This window comes from Microcoleus sp. FACHB-SPT15 (assembly GCF_014849525.1).
GTDB lineage: Bacteria > Cyanobacteriota > Cyanobacteriia > Cyanobacteriales > Coleofasciculaceae > Symplocastrum > Symplocastrum torsivum.
Genome location: NZ_JACJNU010000022.1, coordinates 42958 through 62128 on the forward strand (window position 1 = coordinate 42958; position 19171 = coordinate 62128).

Genomic DNA, 19171 nt, shown 5'->3' on the forward strand with positions numbered 1-19171 from the left:
CAACAATTAACGGCTAACAACCAACACACTTAGCATTTAGAATCGGTGTCTTCACAAGCACCAATACTCACCCAGCTACTCGAACCATCAGTCCAATGTTCTTTTTTCCAAATTGGGGCATTATGTTTTAACGTGTCAATCGCATACTTGCAAGCTTCAAACGCTTCGGAACGATGAGGACACCCAACAGCTAGCAAGACACTAATTTCTCCAACCTGTAAGCGACCAATACGATGATGAATCACCACACGATTCACATCAGACCATTTCTGTCGAATCTCAGCAGCAATTGAAGTAAAAACCTGTACTGCCATCGGTTCATACGCCTGATACTCCAGGGCAACAACTGGCTTACCGTCAGTTTGCTTGCGTACTGTGCCACTCATGACAACGATAGCCCCATTCGCTGGAGCATCGGCGAGGGCATAAATTTCCGTCAGGGATAACGGCGCAAAGGTAATCGCAAAACTATCTCCAGCATACTGTTGAGCTGAAGCGCTAAGAGACTTGATTAATCCTAAATTCATCGCAACTTCTGTGTTGTTAATTAAAAAGCCTAAACCCATTGTGTTTGATCTAGTGCCATTGGTGTTTCCTCAATTAGTGCTGAAATACACTAAAGAAGAAGCCTCTTTTTCACATTCCGATGAGACTAGCAACAATTAACTACGGAAAAACTTTTCAGCATAATGAAAGCAGTACTGCCTAATAATGAAATGGATGGGTTTGAGGTGACGTACCAGGATAAGATTCTTGAGCCTGGTGCTAAAGAGGCGTTGGATGATTTCACGCTGTTAGCCGCACAAATTTGTGAAGCGCCAACCGCCTTGATCACGCTGCTTGACCAAAATCGGCAACAGATTCACTCACAATACGGTTTAACACTTACACAGACGGCTAAGGAAATTGCTTTTTGCGCCCATGTTGCTCTACAAGCTGACGTATTCATCGTTCCAGATGCTCTTGTTGATGAACGGTTTGCGGCTGATCCTTTAGTTATTTCTGACCCTTACATTCGATTTTATGCAGGTGTACCCCTGATTACATCTCAAGGATATACAGTGGGAACACTTAGTATTATTGACTATGTACCACGGGAACTGACTCCTGGGCAGTCGGCAAGGCTACAAACCTTAGTCCGTCAAGTCATTAGGCAACTGGAACTAAGACAGAATTTAGTAAATCTAGAACACACAGCGCGAGAGAGTGAGCGGTTAGAACGGAAGCTGCGCCATCGAGAGTTAGAACTCCTTGATGTCTTTGAAAATGGCCCAAGTGGTTTACACTGTCTGGATGCGAACGGGATTATCCTGTGGGCGAATCAATCTGAACTCGATCTTCTTGGTTACACTCACGAAGAGTATGTTGGTTATCCTGCGGCGAACTTCTACGCTGACAAGGCAGTAATTGAGGATATCCTCAAAAGGCTAGCAGCAAACGAAACACTACATAACTACGAAGCACGGATGCTATGCAAGGATGGCTCAAGCCGCTATGTACTCATCAACTCCAATGTGCTGTGGGAAGATGGCAAGTTTAGCCATACACGTTGCTTTACTCGTGACATCACTGAGCGCAAATTGGCTGAGGAGGCGCTACGGCAGACTGAAGAGCGCTTCCGCAACTTAGTTGAAACGAGTAGTGATTGGGTGTGGGAAGTGGATGAAAATGCCGTCTATACCTATGCCAGCCCCAAAGTACGTGATGTGTTGGGTTATGAACCCGAAGAAGTCATTGGCAAGACTCCTTTTGATTGGATGCCTGCCGAAGAAGCTCGTCGTGTCGCTGATATTTTTGCTCCCATTGCCGCTCAAGCCTTGCCCTTTTCCTGTTTGGAAAACCTCAACATTCATAAAGATGGGCATTTAGTTGTTCTTGAAACCAGCGGCATTCCTTTCTTCAATGCTGAAGGGAAATTCCGGGGTTATCGAGGGATGGATCGAGATATCACAAGGCGAAAATCCGTAGAGGCAGAACTTCGTGATTTAGGAGCGGCACTGGAAAATGCGGTTGAGGGAATTTCTCGTTTAGATGCCCAAGGGCGCTACATCGCTGTCAACAAATCCTATGCCAATACTCACGGCTATGAGCCGGAAGAAATGATCGGGATGGAGTGGCAGTTAACAGTACATCCTGAAGACGTGGATAAGCTGACAGCAGCTTACCAACAGATGTTGGTCTCAGGCAAGGTGGACACTGAAGCCAGAGGGATACGCAAAGGAGGTGCAGTTTTTTATAAGCAAGTGGTGATGATTGCGGCTTACGACGGACAAAAGCAATTTATCGGTCATCACTGCTTTATGAAAGATATTAGCGATCGCAAACGAACGGAGCAGAAAATCCATGAACAAGCGGCACTACTCGATGTTGCCACTGAAGCGATTTTTGTCCACAGTCTAGACAACAAAATTCTATTTTGGAATAAAGGTGCTGAGCGTCTTTATGGCTGGAAGAGAGAGGAGGTTGTGGGAAAAAATGCCTGGAGGCTCTTGTACCAGAACAGCCAGTCCCAACAGGAAATTCAAAAGACTCTGCTTGAGAGAGGTGAGTGGCAGGGTGAGCTACATAAAGTTACGAAAGATAACAGAGATATTATTGTTGAAAGTTGTCTGACCTTAGTACGGGATGCCCAAAATCAACCAAAATCAATTCTCGTTGTCAATACCGATATAACAGAAAAAAAACAACTGGAAGCACAATTTCTCCGTACTCAACGAATGGAGAGTATTGGTACATTAGCAGGTGGTATTGCCCATGATTTAAACAATGTGCTTGCTCCAATTTTGATGGCGGTTCAACTGTTGCAACTAAAACTAACAGATGAGCGTTCCCAGCAGTGGTTAGATATTCTAGAAACGAGCGCTCGGCGAGGAGCAGATTTAGTTAAGCAGGTTGTCTCCTTTGCAAGAGGGATGGATGGCGATCGCACAATAGTCCAAGTCAGGCATATTCTCTCGGAAATTCGGCAAATTGCTAGAGAGACATTTCCCAAATCAATTGAAATGTATGTTGATGTGTCACAAGATTTATGGGCGGTTTCTGGTGATGCAACCCAACTACATCAAGTGTTTATGAATCTTTGCGTCAACGCCCGTGATGCCCTCCCTGATGGCGGTACGCTTAGTATTTCTGCGGAAAATCTGCTTATTGATGAAGATTATGCGCGGATGAATATTGAGGCAAAAATTGGTGCTTATGTTGTGGTGACTGTTTCCGATACAGGAATCGGTATTCCTAAGGAAATATTGGATCGAATTTTTGAGCCATTTTTTACAACTAAAGAAATAGGAAAAGGCACTGGGCTTGGGCTTTCCACAGTAATGGGTATCATCAAAAGCCATGGGGGTTTTATCAATGTGTATAGTGAAATCGGTCAAGGTACAGAATTTAAGATCTACTTACCAGCCTTAGAAGAGACAGAAGCGCGGTCGTTTGAAGAACTCGAACCACCCGCAGGACAAGGAGAACTTATTCTTGTTGTTGATGATGAAGTATCAATTCGGACGATTACTAAAACGGCATTAGAAAACCATCATTATCGAGTATTGACAGCTAGTGATGGCATAGAAGCGATCGCTTTATACGCTCAGCACAAAAAATCTATCAATGCTGTCTTGATTGACATAATGATGCCTGAAATGGATGGCTCAACGACTATTCGTACTTTACGGAAAATGGAGCCACAGGTCAAAATTATTGCCGTTAGTGGATTAGTCTCTACTGATAAGTTGACACAACTAGCAATACTTGAAGTTAATACTTTCTTATCAAAACCCTATACAACAATAGACTTGCTAAAAAGCCTACATACTGTTCTCAACTCTCACGTCTAGAAACTATTATCTATAGCACTCGCCCAGGCAATTAGGACTCTTGCCAAATGCTAAAAGCTTGACAAGTCAATGTGCATCTCTTCTGCATAAAAGCCCTCTGCCTTTTGTTATAAAGCTCAGAGTCGTGTTTGTAGTCGCTCATTGCTAGTACTCGGTGTTGGATTGTAGTGGAGTAATCCGTCAAGAGTTTTCAGTAATTCCTGTGTTGTAAAAGGTTTGGACAAAAATGTTTTAACGCCTGTACCGATAACAGCGGCAAGCTTATCACTTGAGGCGAGTCCACTGATAGCAATAATCTTGACTTGAGGGTTAATCTTACGCAACGTGCGGATAGTTGTTAGACCATCCATAGATGGCATCATCATATCTGTTAGTACAACACTAATTTCGTCACGATGTTCAGCATATAGAGCGACTGCCTCAATTCCATCACAAGCCGTCATCACCTTGTAGTTGTAAGCTTCTAGTGAAGTTTTAGTAATTTCGCGAATCGCCACTTCATCATCGACAACGAGAATTAATTCTTCATGTCCTATCGGTAATTCTGTATCTTCCAATACCTCTGTTTCTGTTGACTCTATAGCAGGTATGTACACCTTAAATTCGGTACCTTTTCCGATAATGCTGGATACATTAATAAAACCGTTGTGGCTTTTAATAATACCCATTACTGTTGAAAGACCAAGCCCTGTACCTTTCCCCAGTTCTTTAGTTGTAAAAAATGGCTCAAAAATGCGATCTAAGATTTCAGGCGGAATGCCGATTCCTGTATCTGTAACAGTAACAACAATGTAAGAACCGACTTGAGCATCAAGATGCATCTGAGCATAGCTTCGATCAATCAATTGGTTTTCCGCACAGATGCTCAACCTTCCACCATCAGGCATCGCATCACGAGCGTTTACACAAAGGTTCATGAGAACCTGATGCAGTTGTGTGGCATCTCCGGAAACCGTCCAAAGGGTTTGGGGAATATCAGTGCGAATTTCAATGGATTTTGGAAATGTTTCCTTAATAATCTGCCTAATTTCTGATATTAAGTGCTTGACTTGTAAGATTGTAAACTTGCCTTCTAATCCTTTGGCAAATGACAGCACTTGCTTCACTAAATTCGCGCCGCGTTTAGCATTTGCTACTAGTACAGGAAGCAATCGCTGATATCGCTCCTCCTGAGGTTCTGCCTCAAGCAGTTGAGCCGTCATCAGAATTGGAGTCAGTACATTATTCAAGTCGTGGGCAATGCCGCTAGCCAGTGTACCAATGCTCTCCATCCGCTGAGCGCGGAGAAACTGAGCTTCGAGTTGTTTTTTCTGTGTAATATCAGTGTTGACAACAAGGATGGATTTGGGTTGACTCTCCTCATCGCGTACCAGTGTCCAACGGCTCTCGACGATGACTTCCTTGTCATCTTTGGTAAGTTGATGCAACTCTCCTTGCCACTCACCGTTCTGGACAAGACTTTTTTGGACTTGTTTTAGCTTAGCTTGCTGTTCCCCATCCAATAGATCCACGGCATTCTTCCCGACAGCTTCAAGCGCCTTCCATCCGTATAGGCGCTCAGCACCTTTATTCCAAAAGAGGATTTGGTTGTCTAAATCTCTAACCAGAATAGCGTCTGTTGCGACATCCAGCAGTGCCGCTTGTTCGCTGATTTTCTGTTCTGCGCGTTTGCGCTCGATCGCATAACGAATCGAACGCTCCAAGAGGGGTGCACCGAGTTTGTCTTTTTCTAGGTAATCTGCTGCACCAGCATTCATTGCCTCAATGTCTACTTCGTGGTCACCCTGACCTGTAAGTAGGATGACTGGTGCTTTGCAGCCATTTGCCACCGCTTCTTGTAGGAGTTCTAGTCCAGTGCGTTCTCCTAGGCGGTAGTCGAAGAGATAGACATCATGCTGATTTTTGGCGATCGCTTTTAATGCCGCATCATAACTTGCGACCCAGTCCACCTCAAATCGTATGCCCTCAATTTCAGTAAACCAACCCTGCGTCAGGATATAGTCATCTTCATCATCGTCCACTAAAAGGACTTTAACGGGGTCGTTGTTCATGGTTTTCTCCAACCCGTTCCATCGGCAATTCAACAATTTCAAACCAGTATTTCCCAATCGTCTTGATCACATCGACTAACGATGCGAAGGTCACTGGCTTTGTAATGAACGAGTTTGCGCCCAAGTCATAGCTACGATATATATCTTCTTCTGCTTTTGAGGTTGTTAGCACCACAACAGGAATTTGCCGAAGATTCGGGTCGGACTTGATCAACGTCAGTGCCTCACGACCGTCTTTTTTCGGCATATTTAGATCCAAGAGGATTAGACCTGGACGTGGAGAATCGCTCTCTCGAACATACTTTCCACGTCGATACAGATAATCCATCAACTCCTCGCCATCCTTAACGAAGTACAGCTCATTAGCTAATCGGCTCTCAGCCAACGCCTCACGAGCTAACAGACAGTCGTCGTCATCGTCGTCCGCCATCAAGATTGTGACAACTGTTGGGTTGCCCTTCACTCTATGTTTTCTCCTGTGCGTTGCTTTAGAGGTAGTGTGACAATAAAGGTTGCTCCCTCTCCTGCTGTGCTTTTTGCTGTAATAGTGCCGCCATGACGCTCTGCGATTTTACGGCAGATTGCTAGACCCATCCCTGTACCTTCGTATTCGCTGCGACCGTGCAGACGTTGAAAAACGTTGAAGATGCGATCGAGATACTTTTCGTCAAACCCAATACCATTATCCTCTACTATAATTTGACAAAGTTCGGGAACTGGAGAACCCTCTATCGGCTGATTTCCTTCTGGGGTAACAAGCTGTCGGCTATAAATCTTGACGACTTGTGGCTCTCCATCTCGGTGAAATTTCAGCGCGTTGCTGATCAGGTTCTGGAGTAATTGACGCATTTGTAGCGTATCGGCATGAATTGTTGGCAATTCACCCACTTCTACATGCGCTCCTGTCTGCTGGATACGCACTTCTAAATCAGATAAGACTTCTTGCGTCACTTGGGTAAGATTCACTGGAATGAAAGGCTGGGCTTTTGTCGTAATTCGAGACAGTATCAGTAAGTCATCAATGAGAGCCTGCATTCGTCCTGCGGCGTTCTGCATCCGATCCAGGTAGTCACGTCCCTGATCAGCCAGTGTCTCACCGTATTTATCTTTGAGTCGGTTGCCAAAGGCTTGAATTTTACGCAGGGGTTCTTGCAAGTCGTGTGAGGCAACAGAAGCAAACTGTTGGAGTTCCGCATTAGAACGAGCGAGTTCTTGCGAGTAGCGGGTTTCTTGTTCTAAGAGTTGCGATTGCGCTAAGGCGATACCGATTTGATCGGCTAGCTGTCCCAGGAGTTCTGTTTCAAAGCTTGACCATTGCCGAGGATTGGCACATTGATGAGTAATCAGCAAACCCCAGAGCTTTTCTTTCAAGAAAATCGGTACGGATAGCTTCGCTTTCACATCAAAGTGACCCATAAATTCAATTAGGCAAGCGGGTACCTTTGCCGTTTTTATATCCGCAATCGTGTAAACTCGCCCTCGTTTATACCTCTGTAAGTAATCTGTGTCAAAACAGTCCTCAGTAATATCTCTGCCTAAAACCGACGGCCAATTGGGATGTACGGCTTCTGTGACGATTTTGCCGAGTCCATTAGCACGAAGCTCAAAGATCAAAACACGATCAGTCTGGAAAATCCTTTGGACTTCAGTAACCGTGGTTTGGAGAATTTCCTGGATGTGCAAAGACTGGCGAATTTTTAGCGTCACTTCAGCAAACAACTGCGATCGCAAATTCTGTCGCTGCAATTCTTCTTGGGCAAGCTTACGCTCGGTAATGTCCATATTGATGCCAGTCATGCGTACCGCTTTGCCGATTTTGTTGTGATAAAGTTGACCTTTACTGGCTACCCAATGAACACTACCATCAGGCCAGACAACACGGTATTCTAAATCGTAGTTGGCTCCCTCGTCCAAAGCCGCTCGCAGGCTTTCAATGACCAATTCCCGATCTTCAGGGTAAACGCTGCGAAGGAAGCTTTGATGAGTGCCGCCGAAAGACCTTGGGGCAAGACCAAAGTTTGATTCCGTGGTCACTGAGAAAGTAACTTTCCCACTTGAGACATCCCAATCCCAACTGCCCATCTTTGCCGCTTCTAAGGCGAGTCTCAGACGTTCCTCACTCAATTGCGCCCGCTCTGTCTGCTGTCGGAGTTCCCGCATTGACTGACTCGCTTGGAGAAGACGACGCACACGTTGACGCAGGACTGCCCAGTGGATCGGTTTCGTAATGTAATCTGTAGCACCCGCCTTAAACGCTTGATCGACCGATTCTTGGTCTTCCAGGGCTGTAATCATTAACACAGGTGTGCGTAAGGCTAAGCCAGCCTCATCTAGAGACACTTGACCATTGCTATCCCAACCAGGGCAGGAAAGGGCTTGTAACTGGTGGCAGCAGGTAAAGCCATCCATTACTGGCATCAAAGCATCGAGCAAAACCACATCCGGGCATAAACGCAGGTATGATGCGATCGCTTCCTCTCCATCACTCGCCTCGGCAACTTGATATCCAGCTTGTTCCATCGCTCGACGAAGCTGAATCCGCATGAACTTGTCATCGTCTACCACGAGGATGAGGGGGCTATCGTTTTGAGCATCGGTGATGTTCATTGCTGACCTTGTTGTCGTACTATTTGCAAAGCGTCCAGGACTCTTTCTAACTCGGCTTCCAGTTGTTGTAACTTGTCTTCTCCATAATCACTAATTCCAGACCGACTCATTTCCTCTATCTTGCGACAGAAATTGGCAAGCGTTGTTGCACCAAGCGTCAAACTGCTGGATTTAAGGGTATGTGCAGCTTGTCGTAACTGCATTGCATCAGCTTGAGCTATGGCGGATGCGATCGCGTCCATAAGTTTGGGTGCATCTTCAAGGTAGCAATCAATCATCTCAGCCAAAACCGAGTCAGCGTCTGAACCCACCATTTCTCGGAATGCTTGCAGTACATTTGTATCAATGGAGAAGTCGGAAGAAGGAGAGGACAAGGGGGATTTTTCCTCCATGTCTCCCCTGTCCTCTTCACTACCCCCTGTCTCTGGCTGCCACTTACTCAGCGTCTTGCTTAATACTTCAATCCGGATTGGTTTGCTGATGTAGTCATCCATACCTGCCTCAAGGCACTCCTCGCGATCGCCTTGCATGGCATTCGCCGTCATTGCAATAATTCGAGGGCGTTTTTCTTGCGGCAATTCCTGGCAAATGCGCCGAGTTGTTTCCAAACCATCCAGTTTTGGCATCTGCACATCCATCAGTACCAGATCATAGGATTGGCGATGTAGAGCTTCTAGCACCTCTAGTCCGTTGGTAGCCAAATCAGCTTGATAGCCCAGTTGTTTTAGGAGGTTTAATGCCACTTTCTGATTCACCCGATTGTCCTCTGCCAAAAGAATCCGCAACGGGAACTGGGATGCGAGTTGAGGAATTGACTGAACTGTAGTCGAGCGGGACGGCTTGACTTGAATCGGCTGTCCACTGAAAACCCGACTGACAACATTGAACAGATGCGATTGTTTGATCGGCTTGGTTAGGAAGGCAGCGAAATCGACAGGCGCAACATGATAACTAGGGTCTGGTCTACCAATAGAAGTCAACATAATTAAGGGCAATTTTTGGTAACCAGGCTGCTTGCGGATTTCTGCGGCAAGAGTCAGACCATCCATTTTGGGCATCTGCATATCCAGAATTGCCATATCAAACACTTCCCCTTGCTGTAGACAATCAAGGGCTTCAAACCCTGATTGTGTAAGCTTCGTCAGCATTCCCCAAGACTGGGCTTGTAGCGCTAAAATCTTACGATTAGTCGCGTTGTCATCCACAATCAGCACTCGCTTGCCTTCTAACTGAGGTGGTCGATTGTCAAGGTTAATAATCGGTGCATTGGCATCACAGGGAGCGACTACAGTGAAATAAAACGTGGAACCACGATCAACTTCACTTTCAACCCACATCCGACCCCCCATCATCTCACTTAGTTGCTTACCGATCGCTAAACCGAGTCCAGTTCCTCCATATTGACGAGTAATCGAAGAATCAACTTGGCTAAAAGACTTGAATAGGCGATCTAGTCGATCTGAGGGAATGCCGCAGCCTGTATCCTTGACAGCAAATTGAATTTCATAATCAAGTTGAGGAGTGGAGAGTTCAGAAGCGGGATTTGTGCTGCAATTATTCTCCTTGTCCTCTTGCCCATTCCCTAGTTTTCGAGATGCCACCGAAACAACCACTTCTCCTTTCTCTGTGAACTTGACAGCATTACTCAGCAAATTCACTAAGATTTGGCGCAATCGGGTCACGTCTCCCACAATTGTGGCTGGGGTTTCGGGATGAATTAGGTATGCCAGTTCAATGTCTTTTTCTGCGGCTTTGAAAGCCAGTAAATCTAGGGATTCTTCAATACAAGTTCGTAGGTTAAAGGTCTGTGATTCGAGTTCTAGCTTGCCGGATTCAATTTTGGAGAGGTCAAGGATGTCATTGATCAGTGCCAGTAAAGCATCGCTACTACTTTGAGTTGTTTCTACGAAATCATACTGCTGGGGCGTTAGTTCTGTATTGAGCAACAAACCCGTCATGCCAATAATTGCATTCATTGGCGTGCGGATTTCATGGCTCATATTGGCGAGAAATTGACTCTTGATGCGGGTTGCCTCTTCAGCGGCGGCTTTTGCCTTTTCCAGTTCAAGATTTGCCTGAGATACTTCCTGTGTGCGCTCAAACAGCGATTGTTGAGCGAAGTAGCGTTCAGTAATATCGTCAATAACCCAGAGACGACCGGGTACATCACGCACACGAGTCACTGTGCTAGAGAGACTTAGGACTTTCGGCTGAGGTTGGCTGAAAATCCAGTTCCAGTTGCGAATTTCTGGCTGAGGCTGGGAAAAAAACTGGGCTGCCTGTGCGGCGATTTCGGCTTGGTTATCTGCACTAGTGCGTAAGATTGCCATGCCTTGGGCGAGTAGGTGTGGCTCGATCGCACCTGGGGTTAAGTCGAGTTGTAGTGCTGCGGCTTGGTTAACCCAACCTTGTTCACCACTTTCATCAACAAATACGACACCTTGATGAATGGTTTCTAACATTGCCCCAAAGCGTGCCTGGAGTTTATCAAGACGTAGAGTCGTGTCGCTAAATTGCAGCAGGGTACGTAATTCACCCAGTAGCGACTCGATAAATTGTTGTAGGTAGGATGAGATTTCAGTCGGCTGATGCCAGATTAGCAGGATTGCGCCCTGTACTCCCTCTTGTTTTCCTTGACGAAGCGGGTCAAGGGGAGGTTGCAGTGGCAAAATCGCCAGGGATTTAGTACCTTGGGCTAGTAAAACATGGGAAGCGTTAGGGGTGGCGGGGTAATTGGTATGGTAGAGGCAGCGATTTTGTGCGATCGCTTCTTCAAAGAGGGTCGGCGTGGTGAGTTGATCGGGGAGTGCTTTAGGAGGCAAACACACCAATGCCTCAGCGGTTACCTCATCCAGTCTGCGTAACGCGATCGCAGCATCAGCACAGGCATACTCACGGAGTAAGGTAAGGGCTTGTGTGATTAGTGTAGAAGGCGTATCGGCAATGTCTGCTTCAGTAAGTTTTGCTAGCACCTCTTGGGAAGCCAATCGCCACTCAATTCCCCGTAAGAACCTGCCGAGTAGGAGTCCGAACCCGGTGACACTGCCCAGTTGAAATGCCTGACGCACGAGCGTTTCCTCACTTCCAGGTAGTAGGCTCGTTAGCACCAGGCAAAGTCCTGCTAATGAGGCTCCGACCACCACTGATAGGGGTAACAGGGTGCAGATTGTCAATAGCGCTAGAGCAACAAACCGCTCTGGTACCCAGCCATCAAACACACCTAGGCTAATACTGAGAAAGAGTGTGAGTCCTAGTAAGCCTTTGCCAAAGGTTGGTAACTGGTCAGGAGGATGTCGCCATCGTGAAACTAGGCGCTGTAGCATTAAGCGACAAGACATGAAGCGATCGCACTCGTAACAACATCGGGTGCGCTGATATGAGGAAGGTGTCCCTTAGCATCAATGTTAAGGAGCTTACTAGAGGGAATTTTATCTGCCATATATTGACCGACTTCAGGTGGCACAGCAATATCATCACTTGCCTGTAAAATCACAGTTGGTACAGTCAGTCGTGGCAATTCAGCTCGGTGATCGGATTGGAAAATCATCTTCGCAACGGCTTGTGCAATATCAGGACGGATAGCGGTAAGGGTATTGGCAAACTCCCTCGCCAATTCTGGTCTATCCTGGGTAGCCATCGCAATCGGAGCAAAGCCACTTGCCCAAGCATAGTAGTTAGATGACATGGATTCATAAAGCGCATCCAGGTCAGATTGCTCAAAGCCTCCGTAATAACCTGCATCATTGAGGTAACGGGGAGAGGCATCGATAAAAAATAGTTGACTAAAGCAGTCAGGCTCAACTAACGCAGCGAGTAAGCTAACCATTCCACTAACTGAGTGACCCACAAGAATGGTCTTGGTTAGCTTTAACTCAGCGCACAAATCCAGCAAATCCTCAGCATAGCTGTAGAGACTGCTGTAACGGCGTGGACTATAGGCAGAAAAATCTGACTTACCCGCCCCCACATGGTCAAAGAGTACGATACGGAAATCTGAGGAAAAGCTAGCGACTTGAGGTCGCCAAGCGGTTTGATCTGAGCCAAAGCCGTGAGCAAATATGATCGTCTGGCTGCCGTTCCCCAGGACTTTAACATTATTGCGCTGAACAATACTATTTCCCATAAGTGGGTATTCCTGATTGCATCACCTAAGTCAAGGATGGCACAAGTTTGAGACAGATTGAATAGTGCTCAACCCCTCACCCAAAAGCCAGGGTATAAGCCTCAAGGCTTTATTGATATATTAACTAGCAACATACCGCTTATTTATACTTATTAAAGCTTCCTTGTATAAATAACTTTCCAGCTCTCTACATCCTCTCGGTTTTGGACTGTATCTGAAGTTGCAATAGCTTGTACTTCATCAAAAAAAACTTCAGTCTTTTGTAAATTCACCCTAGTCATTAAACCTTGCTTGATTAGCTCATTCAAATGTTTGTAAATTAAGCTCAAATGGGGATTAAGAGCGAATTCAGAAGGCTTTTGTGAGCTGTTTTGTAACGTTTCTGATATCTGGCTCAGAATTGAACTAGGGTGGAATTGCACGAAAAAAGACTTAGTATACTCCTCTGTATACAGAAGCTTATCTACTCTTAGGTTAAAACCTTGAACTTGCTGTGTTGCTTTTTCAAGTAGGGCAGTTGGAGATTCTTCCGGCGCATATTCGCCTGAGTAAATAGTGACATGAGGAGTGAAAGCTGGAGCATCATACTCTTGTGCAAGAATATTGATAATTTCCTGAAAATATGCCCTATCCTCGTCTGAGGGAATAAGCCAGAATGATACTTTAGTTTTCAACTTAAAACTCCTTAATAATCGTTTTTACGGGAAGATTGGAGTGTTTTAATCAAGACTTAGAAGAGGTGTTAGGGGTTAGGTTGTGGTGGTAGGGGAGAGAGATTTTCATTGCAATGTTTGTGTGCGTGAATGCATGAGGTTTAATCCATCAATTATTCGGGTAAGCAAGGTTCATTCACTGGTAGCCTTCAGAGATGGAACTGAGCCATCAAGCAAGGCGCTATTTGTCGGTGTAACGGTAACAAGCTGAGCATCTTCATCAATGCCAACCTTGGCTAAGTCAAATTGCTCGATTACCCAAGCATTGGTTGTTAGGTGCAAGCTAATTTCGGTAGCTCGGTATTGGCTTGATTCTGATGCCAAGGCGGCTGGTAGCAGTAACTGATCTGCCAGATGCAACTCTACAGGTGCGCCGTTGGCGTGAAACTCTAGCAACTCCTCCGTCGCCATCTCAGCAACTCGCTCTGCTGGTACTCCCAGTTTTCCCACAGCGCCGAAGCCAGCTCGACTATGCTCGTACTCAGCCGTGAGAACAATTCCCGCTCCTGGTGCAATTCCCCGTCCTCGCAGTGGCTGTACATGAGCTTTGAGCTGTGCTTCCCGCAATAGGTTTTCTGCTCGACTCGCCATTCGTTGAGGGATATGGGAGGGAAGTTGCGTCACGACAGCTAAGCCCCGTACCTGCTGTAATTCTCCCCGCTCTAGCAATTGAATACCCTGTAGAGGCGAAGCGTTCCTGCCGATTATCCGCAATTCCACCTCACCATTGCCTTGAGGATACCAACCCCAAGCGTGTAGCTGTACTTCTGCCTGCACACCCATCTGGTTCAGGATGGGGAGATACACTTGCTCAATGTAGGTAATGGGTGGACTCCAAGGCACATGCGTTCCGCCCTTAAGCGTCACTACCGAGTCACCCGTTGCTAGTGCCAGGGGCAATAGGATTGTCTGCAAAATCAGAGTAATCGCACCTGCGGAACCTGCGCCTGTAGTCTGAGCAACGTCAAAGGTATAGTGTCCCGCTTGAACAGGACAACGGGGAATAAATTCTAGTGTTGTTGAACGGACGGCATCCCCTTTAAGCTGAGCCTGACAGATGCTGGCGGCTGCTCGCACAGCCGTCAAGTGTTGAATTGATAGTCCCGGATTTTCACGCCCTGCCCGAATCCGCTCAAGGCGAATGGGTTGACCAGTAATGGCAGCTAAGCTTAGGGAAGTCCGCAAGATCTGACCACCACCCTCGCCGTGGGAGCCGTCGATGTGAAGCATATTGGCTAATGTGTGTCTTTAATTAAATCTGGATTCAGCACGCGCTTGTCCACTGTAAGGGTATCGTCACATCAAGACAAAGAGCATACGCCTTAGGAGGGGAGAATTAGTAAAGGGGCGATCGCTTCCATCCTCCTCGAAGTCTACTCACCTAAAGCTGAGGCAGCACTCTTGGGCGATCACCTTTGCTATCATCAATTCACCTAGCGCACTACTATAAGAACGCGCTAACCTCTGAAAGCCCTTGAGATAGATCCCCTACAATAAACTGGTTCTGTTGCCTCCGAAGAGAGAATTTAAGCTTCCCAGTGGCGATCGCAATTTTTCTTCTCACTCTTACCCTGGTTATTTGGCAGCCGCGAGGACTGGGGATTGGATTTAGTGCTGTTGGTGGGGCGCTGCTTGCCCTTGCCACGGGTGTTGTTACGTTGCAGGATGTCCCAACAGTTTGGGCAATTGTCTGGAATGCGACATTTACCTTAGTTGCTTTGGTGATTATTTCCCTCATCCTGGATGAAGCCGGTTTTTTCCGCTGGTTGGCATTGATTTTGGCTCGTTGGGGGGTTGGGAATGGGCATCTACTGTTCTTCTTAGTGATATTGCTGGGAGCCTTGGTGACAGCCTTGTTTACCAATGATGGAACTGCCCTGATCTGGACAGCTACAGTAATGGAACTGCTGCTGCTATTAGGGTTTAATCCAAAAGCAACGTTTGCGTTTGTCTTTGCTACGGGGTTTATTGCTGACGCGACAAGCTTACCGTTACCAGTCAGTAATCTCGTCAATATCATTGCGGCTGACTATTTCAATATTTCTTTTTTGCGCTACGTTTTGGTGATGGTGCCGATCAATTTCGTTGCGATCGCATCCAGTTTGGCTGTTCTTTGGTTCTACTTTGACCGACACATCCCACTCACCTATGATCCCGCTTGTTTGCCGCCACCACGGGAGGTAATTCGCGATCCCCTCGTCTGTCAGTGGAGCTTTGCGATTTTAGGGTTACTTTTAATTGGCTACTTTTTTGCGGAACCGTTGGGTGTGCCCGTTTCCTGTATTGCCGGAATTGGGGCATTGGTAATGCTGGCATTAGCAGGGCGTTGGTTTCATAAAGATGCGATCCCCATCATTCCCATCCGTAAGATTTTGCGTGAAGCCCCTTGGCAGGTGATTTTATTTAGCTTAGGGATGTATCTGGTTGTCATCGGCTTGCGTAATGCTGGAATAACAGCGCTATTGAGTCAATGCTTAGAATTCCTCTCAAGTTGGGGGCTAACGCTTGCCGCTACTGGCACTGGTGTTCTGGCAACTCTGCTTTCTGGGGTGATGAATAATCTGCCAACGGTATTACTCAACTCTTTAGCCATTCAAGATGTCTCTGGAGGCGATCGCATTCTTCAAGAAATCATGGTGTACGCGAATATAATTGGTTGTAATATAGGGGCAAAAATTACACCGCTCGGTAGCCTATCAACACTGCTCTGGCTGGATGTTCTAGCGCGTAAAGGATTTCGTATTAGTGCCTTTCAATACATTCCTATCGCTCTCATCCTAACCATTCCTGTTTTGTTTATTAGCTTGCTCAGTTTAGCGATTTGGCTTCCCTGGATCATTGCCTAATTGTCTTGTACATCTAGGGTAGACGTGATATCTTCTAGTGTCTAAGCAATATTAATAACAATTTAAGAAAGATAAAGTAGTATAAATTTATCAAGGAAACTAGACATAGGGTTTAAACTAGCAATAAAGATTTAAAAGTTTCATTACTATTAGGGTGTATCTGCTTACCTCTCAACAATAGCTTCTGAGCTAGCACGGCGTAATATTTTGTTATGCCAATTGCTTTCTCAAAAGCACTTTTCGACTACCCCGCGCCTTGGCTTTTGTAGACTTAGCCTAAAAGCTAGGTCTTTTAGAGTCTCCTTGTCGCTCTCAAAACGCTAGAGAGGAGTTGAGCCAATAAACTAGGTGAATGATCAATGGTAACCAAAGTGGCAGAAAGCCCAACCACTAAGCGAAAGAGAGAAAAAACTGAACCCGAACACTTTCTTGAGGGTGCGCTGGAGAAGTTCTTCAACCTGACGCTAGATATGTTTTTCATCGTGGGGGTTGATGGCTATTTCAAGCAACTCAACCCGATGTGCGAGAAAACACTGGGTTACACCACTGAGGAACTAAGAGGTCAACCGTGGGTTGAGTTTGTTCATCCAGAAGACCAACAATCAACCCGTGAGCAGTTACACAAGCTTGCCACAGAAACTTGCCCGGTACAGTTTGAAAATCGCTACCGTTGCCAAGATGGTTCCTATAAGTGGCTGTCGTGGAACGTCACGCTATGCCAAGAACACGAATTGATCTACGCAGTTGCTCGTGACAATACCGAGCATAAACAAGCAGAAGCTGCTAGAGCAGAAACTGAAGAGAGCTTTCGCTTATTGGTAGAGGGCGTTAACGACTACGCCATTTTCATGCTTGATTCCCAAGGTTATGTGGTTAGCTGGAACTCAGGTGCCGAGCGCACCAAGCAGTATTCCGCTTCAGAAATCATTGGTCAGCATGTCTCCTGCTTTTATTCAAACGAGGATATAAAGCTAGGCAAACCGCAGCAAGGATTAGACATTGCAGCAGGTCAGGGTCGCTTTGAAGAAGAAGGTTGGCGAGTACGCAAAGATGGCTCGAAGTTCTTGGCAAATGTTGTCACTACCGCCTTACATGCAGAGGACGGACAACTAAGTGGTTTTGCCAGAGTGACACGGGATATTACGGAACGCAAGCTTGCTGAAGATGCGTTGCAAAAGGCGAATGACGAGTTAGAAAAACGGGTTGAGGAGCGAACCGCTGAACTGATAGAGACGAATGAGCTTCTCAAGCAGAAGATTACTGAACATAAGCGCACTGAGATGGCTTTACGCCGTTCAGAAGCGCGCTTGAAAAACCAAGCTGAGCAATTGGAGATTGAAACGCGCAACGCTACGTCTCTTTTGCAAGAACTTCAGCGCACTCAAGCTCAGTTAATTCAAACAGAAAAAATGTCAAGTCTAGGGCAACTCGTCGCTGGTGTTGCTCACGAAATCAACAATCCTGTTGGTTTTATCTATGGCAACATCGACTATGCGACTTGCTACATCAAAGACTTGATGCGCTTAATGAAGCTCTATTCCCATTACTACCCTGAGCCACTGCCTCAAATCCAGTCGGAGATGAATGCCATTGACTTCGATTTCCTAATGGCAGATATGCCAAAACTCCTGGCTTCGATGAAGGTAGGAGCAACCCGGATTCGCCAAATTGTTCTGTCATTGCAGAACTTTTTAAGGGCTGAGCAAGTCGAGATGACACCCGTAGATATCCATGACGGGCTTGAAAGTACACTCTTAATTTTGCAGAACCGCTTGAAAGCAACGGACCAGCATCCGGAAATTACACTTCTCAAAGAGTACGGAATCCTGCCACTGGTGGAATGTTATGCGGGACAAATCAATCAAGTATTCATGAATCTCCTCACTAATGCCATTGATGTGTTGGAGGGGTCACCAGAACTCCGCGATACGTCGCGTTGCATCACAATCAAGACTGGCGTTCAGGATATGCGGAGAGAGTATGCCGGAAACAGCACGGAGGAAAAAGTTCCTCATGCTGTAATCCGGATTGCTGACACAGGCCCAGGAATGAGCGAGGACGTTTGCCGTAAGTTATTTGACCCATTCTTTACGACAAAACCAGTGGGCAAAGGCACTGGCTTAGGCTTATCCATTAGTTACCAAATCATTGTGGAAAAGCACGGCGGTCAGTTAACTTGTGTTTCCGAACCTGGAAAAGGGGCAGAGTTCTTAATCGCAATTCCAATCAGGCAGCGTAAGTCCTCATCACAATTATCTGAGTCTGAGTGTGACGGAGGGTATTAAGCCATGTCAACACCCTAGTTCTATGCCATCTGAGGCTGGTATATTCATTGCTTGCTGCGCTACTACTGATGGCGAGGAGGCAGCCTGTTCGATTTGAGTCAAAAGCGTTTGCGCCTCTAGGTCGCCCTTATTCGCTTGCTTTTCGAGGTAGCGCTTCAGTTCATCGGCTAGGTTTGTTGGGATATACATTAGGCTTTTCCTGTTTTAAACTTCAGCCGCTTCTAGCTGAAAGCTGAAAGCTGAAAGCTTTTCCTTGCTCAAGGTTTACCAATCCACTTCCATAAGGGGTGACTTGGTCCTTGCTGAGAAATTCGACGTACTTGTTGCTCTAGACGGTGTTCTTCTTGGGGTGGTAGTCCCCATATTACATTCCGACTTTGCCAAACTAAGACAGCGACAGTCATACCAATACAGAAAGCAAGACCGAGTGCAGGTAGGCGGTTGTAGACAATTGCGTAGCGTAGGGCTGCCCAGGTAAAATGCGATCGCATCAACGAAAGTTCATACTGCCATCCCCACAAACTTAATGGCGCAAGCGTTAGCCAAAGGATGCCAACCAGCAACCAACGACCGTAGACGGTTAGCTTATGTAACCGTTTTACCTGTGCCTTAAAGGTAGGGTCAAGGTCTGGGTGGGTAGTTTGAGGCATCTTTGTGTCTGGCTGTTCCATTTTGGCAGTTGAGTCTGGCTATAGCGCAGTGCATATCCACTA

The 19171-nt window shown here is 46.3% G+C and carries 13 protein-coding genes; 3 read left to right on the plus strand and 10 right to left on the minus strand.

Features of this window, described 5'->3' with window-relative positions; all coding sequences use genetic code 11:
• Positions 1 to 29 precede the first annotated feature (29 nt).
• Positions 30 to 527 carry a molybdenum cofactor biosynthesis protein MoaE gene (locus H6F98_RS07355; protein WP_192218044.1) on the minus strand — a complete coding sequence of 166 codons (498 nt, stop codon included), beginning with the start codon at positions 525 to 527 and terminating at the stop codon, positions 30 to 32.
• Between the two features lie 162 nt (positions 528 to 689).
• Between H6F98_RS07355 and H6F98_RS34405 the strand changes: the two genes are divergently transcribed.
• A complete protein-coding gene (locus tag H6F98_RS34405; RefSeq protein ID WP_192218016.1) occupies positions 690 to 3833 on the plus strand; it encodes a PAS domain S-box protein in 3144 nt (1047 codons plus the stop codon).
• Between the two features lie 116 nt (positions 3834 to 3949).
• Here H6F98_RS34405 and H6F98_RS07365 read toward each other — a convergent pair whose 3' ends face one another.
• The 7 genes from H6F98_RS07365 to rtcA form a co-directional block, all read right to left on the minus strand.
• On the minus strand, positions 3950 to 5884 hold the full coding sequence (locus tag H6F98_RS07365) for a hybrid sensor histidine kinase/response regulator (protein ID WP_192218017.1): 1935 nt from the start codon (positions 5882 to 5884) through the stop codon (positions 3950 to 3952).
• Positions 5865 to 6347 (minus strand): response regulator, encoded by a 483-nt coding sequence (locus H6F98_RS07370; RefSeq protein WP_396810944.1) that lies wholly within the window; start codon positions 6345 to 6347, stop codon positions 5865 to 5867. Before H6F98_RS07370 ends, H6F98_RS07365 begins: the two co-directional genes overlap by 20 nt.
• Positions 6344 to 8491, minus strand: a complete 2148-nt coding sequence (locus H6F98_RS07375) for an ATP-binding protein (protein ID WP_192218018.1) — start codon at positions 8489 to 8491, stop codon at positions 6344 to 6346. Before H6F98_RS07375 ends, H6F98_RS07370 begins: the two co-directional genes overlap by 4 nt.
• The gene (locus tag H6F98_RS07380; protein ID WP_242058431.1) at positions 8488 to 11829 is read right to left on the minus strand and encodes a response regulator; all 3342 of its coding nucleotides are present in this window, start codon (positions 11827 to 11829) and stop codon (positions 8488 to 8490) included. The genes H6F98_RS07375 and H6F98_RS07380 overlap by 4 nt, the downstream gene beginning before the upstream one ends.
• Entirely contained in the window at positions 11814 to 12614 is an 801-nt protein-coding gene (locus tag H6F98_RS07385) for an alpha/beta fold hydrolase (protein ID WP_192218019.1), read from the minus strand. Before H6F98_RS07385 ends, H6F98_RS07380 begins: the two co-directional genes overlap by 16 nt.
• A 152-nt stretch (positions 12615 to 12766) precedes the next feature.
• Entirely contained in the window at positions 12767 to 13288 is a 522-nt protein-coding gene (locus tag H6F98_RS07390; RefSeq protein ID WP_192218020.1) for a cyclic phosphodiesterase-like protein, read from the minus strand.
• 171 nt (positions 13289 to 13459) lie between these two features.
• The gene (rtcA, locus tag H6F98_RS07395) at positions 13460 to 14557 is read right to left on the minus strand and encodes an RNA 3'-terminal phosphate cyclase (RefSeq protein ID WP_192218021.1); all 1098 of its coding nucleotides are present in this window, start codon (positions 14555 to 14557) and stop codon (positions 13460 to 13462) included.
• 308 nt (positions 14558 to 14865) lie between these two features.
• On the opposite strand from rtcA, the gene H6F98_RS07400 reads away from it, so the two are divergent.
• Both H6F98_RS07400 and H6F98_RS07405 read left to right on the plus strand, forming a co-directional pair.
• Positions 14866 to 16173 carry an arsenic transporter gene (locus H6F98_RS07400; protein WP_192218022.1) on the plus strand — a complete coding sequence of 436 codons (1308 nt, stop codon included), beginning with the start codon at positions 14866 to 14868 and terminating at the stop codon, positions 16171 to 16173.
• A gap of 359 nt (positions 16174 to 16532) precedes the next feature.
• Positions 16533 to 18458, plus strand: coding sequence for a PAS domain S-box protein (locus H6F98_RS07405; RefSeq protein ID WP_192218023.1), 1926 nt, complete (start codon positions 16533 to 16535; stop codon positions 18456 to 18458).
• Between the two features lie 6 nt (positions 18459 to 18464).
• On the opposite strand, the gene H6F98_RS07410 is transcribed toward H6F98_RS07405, so the two are convergent.
• Positions 18465 to 18647 carry a hypothetical protein gene (locus tag H6F98_RS07410; protein WP_192218024.1) on the minus strand — a complete coding sequence of 61 codons (183 nt, stop codon included), beginning with the start codon at positions 18645 to 18647 and terminating at the stop codon, positions 18465 to 18467.
• 68 nt (positions 18648 to 18715) lie between these two features.
• Positions 18716 to 19129, minus strand: a complete 414-nt coding sequence (locus H6F98_RS07415; protein WP_192218025.1) for a hypothetical protein — start codon at positions 19127 to 19129, stop codon at positions 18716 to 18718.
• Positions 19130 to 19171: the final 42 nt, after the last annotated feature.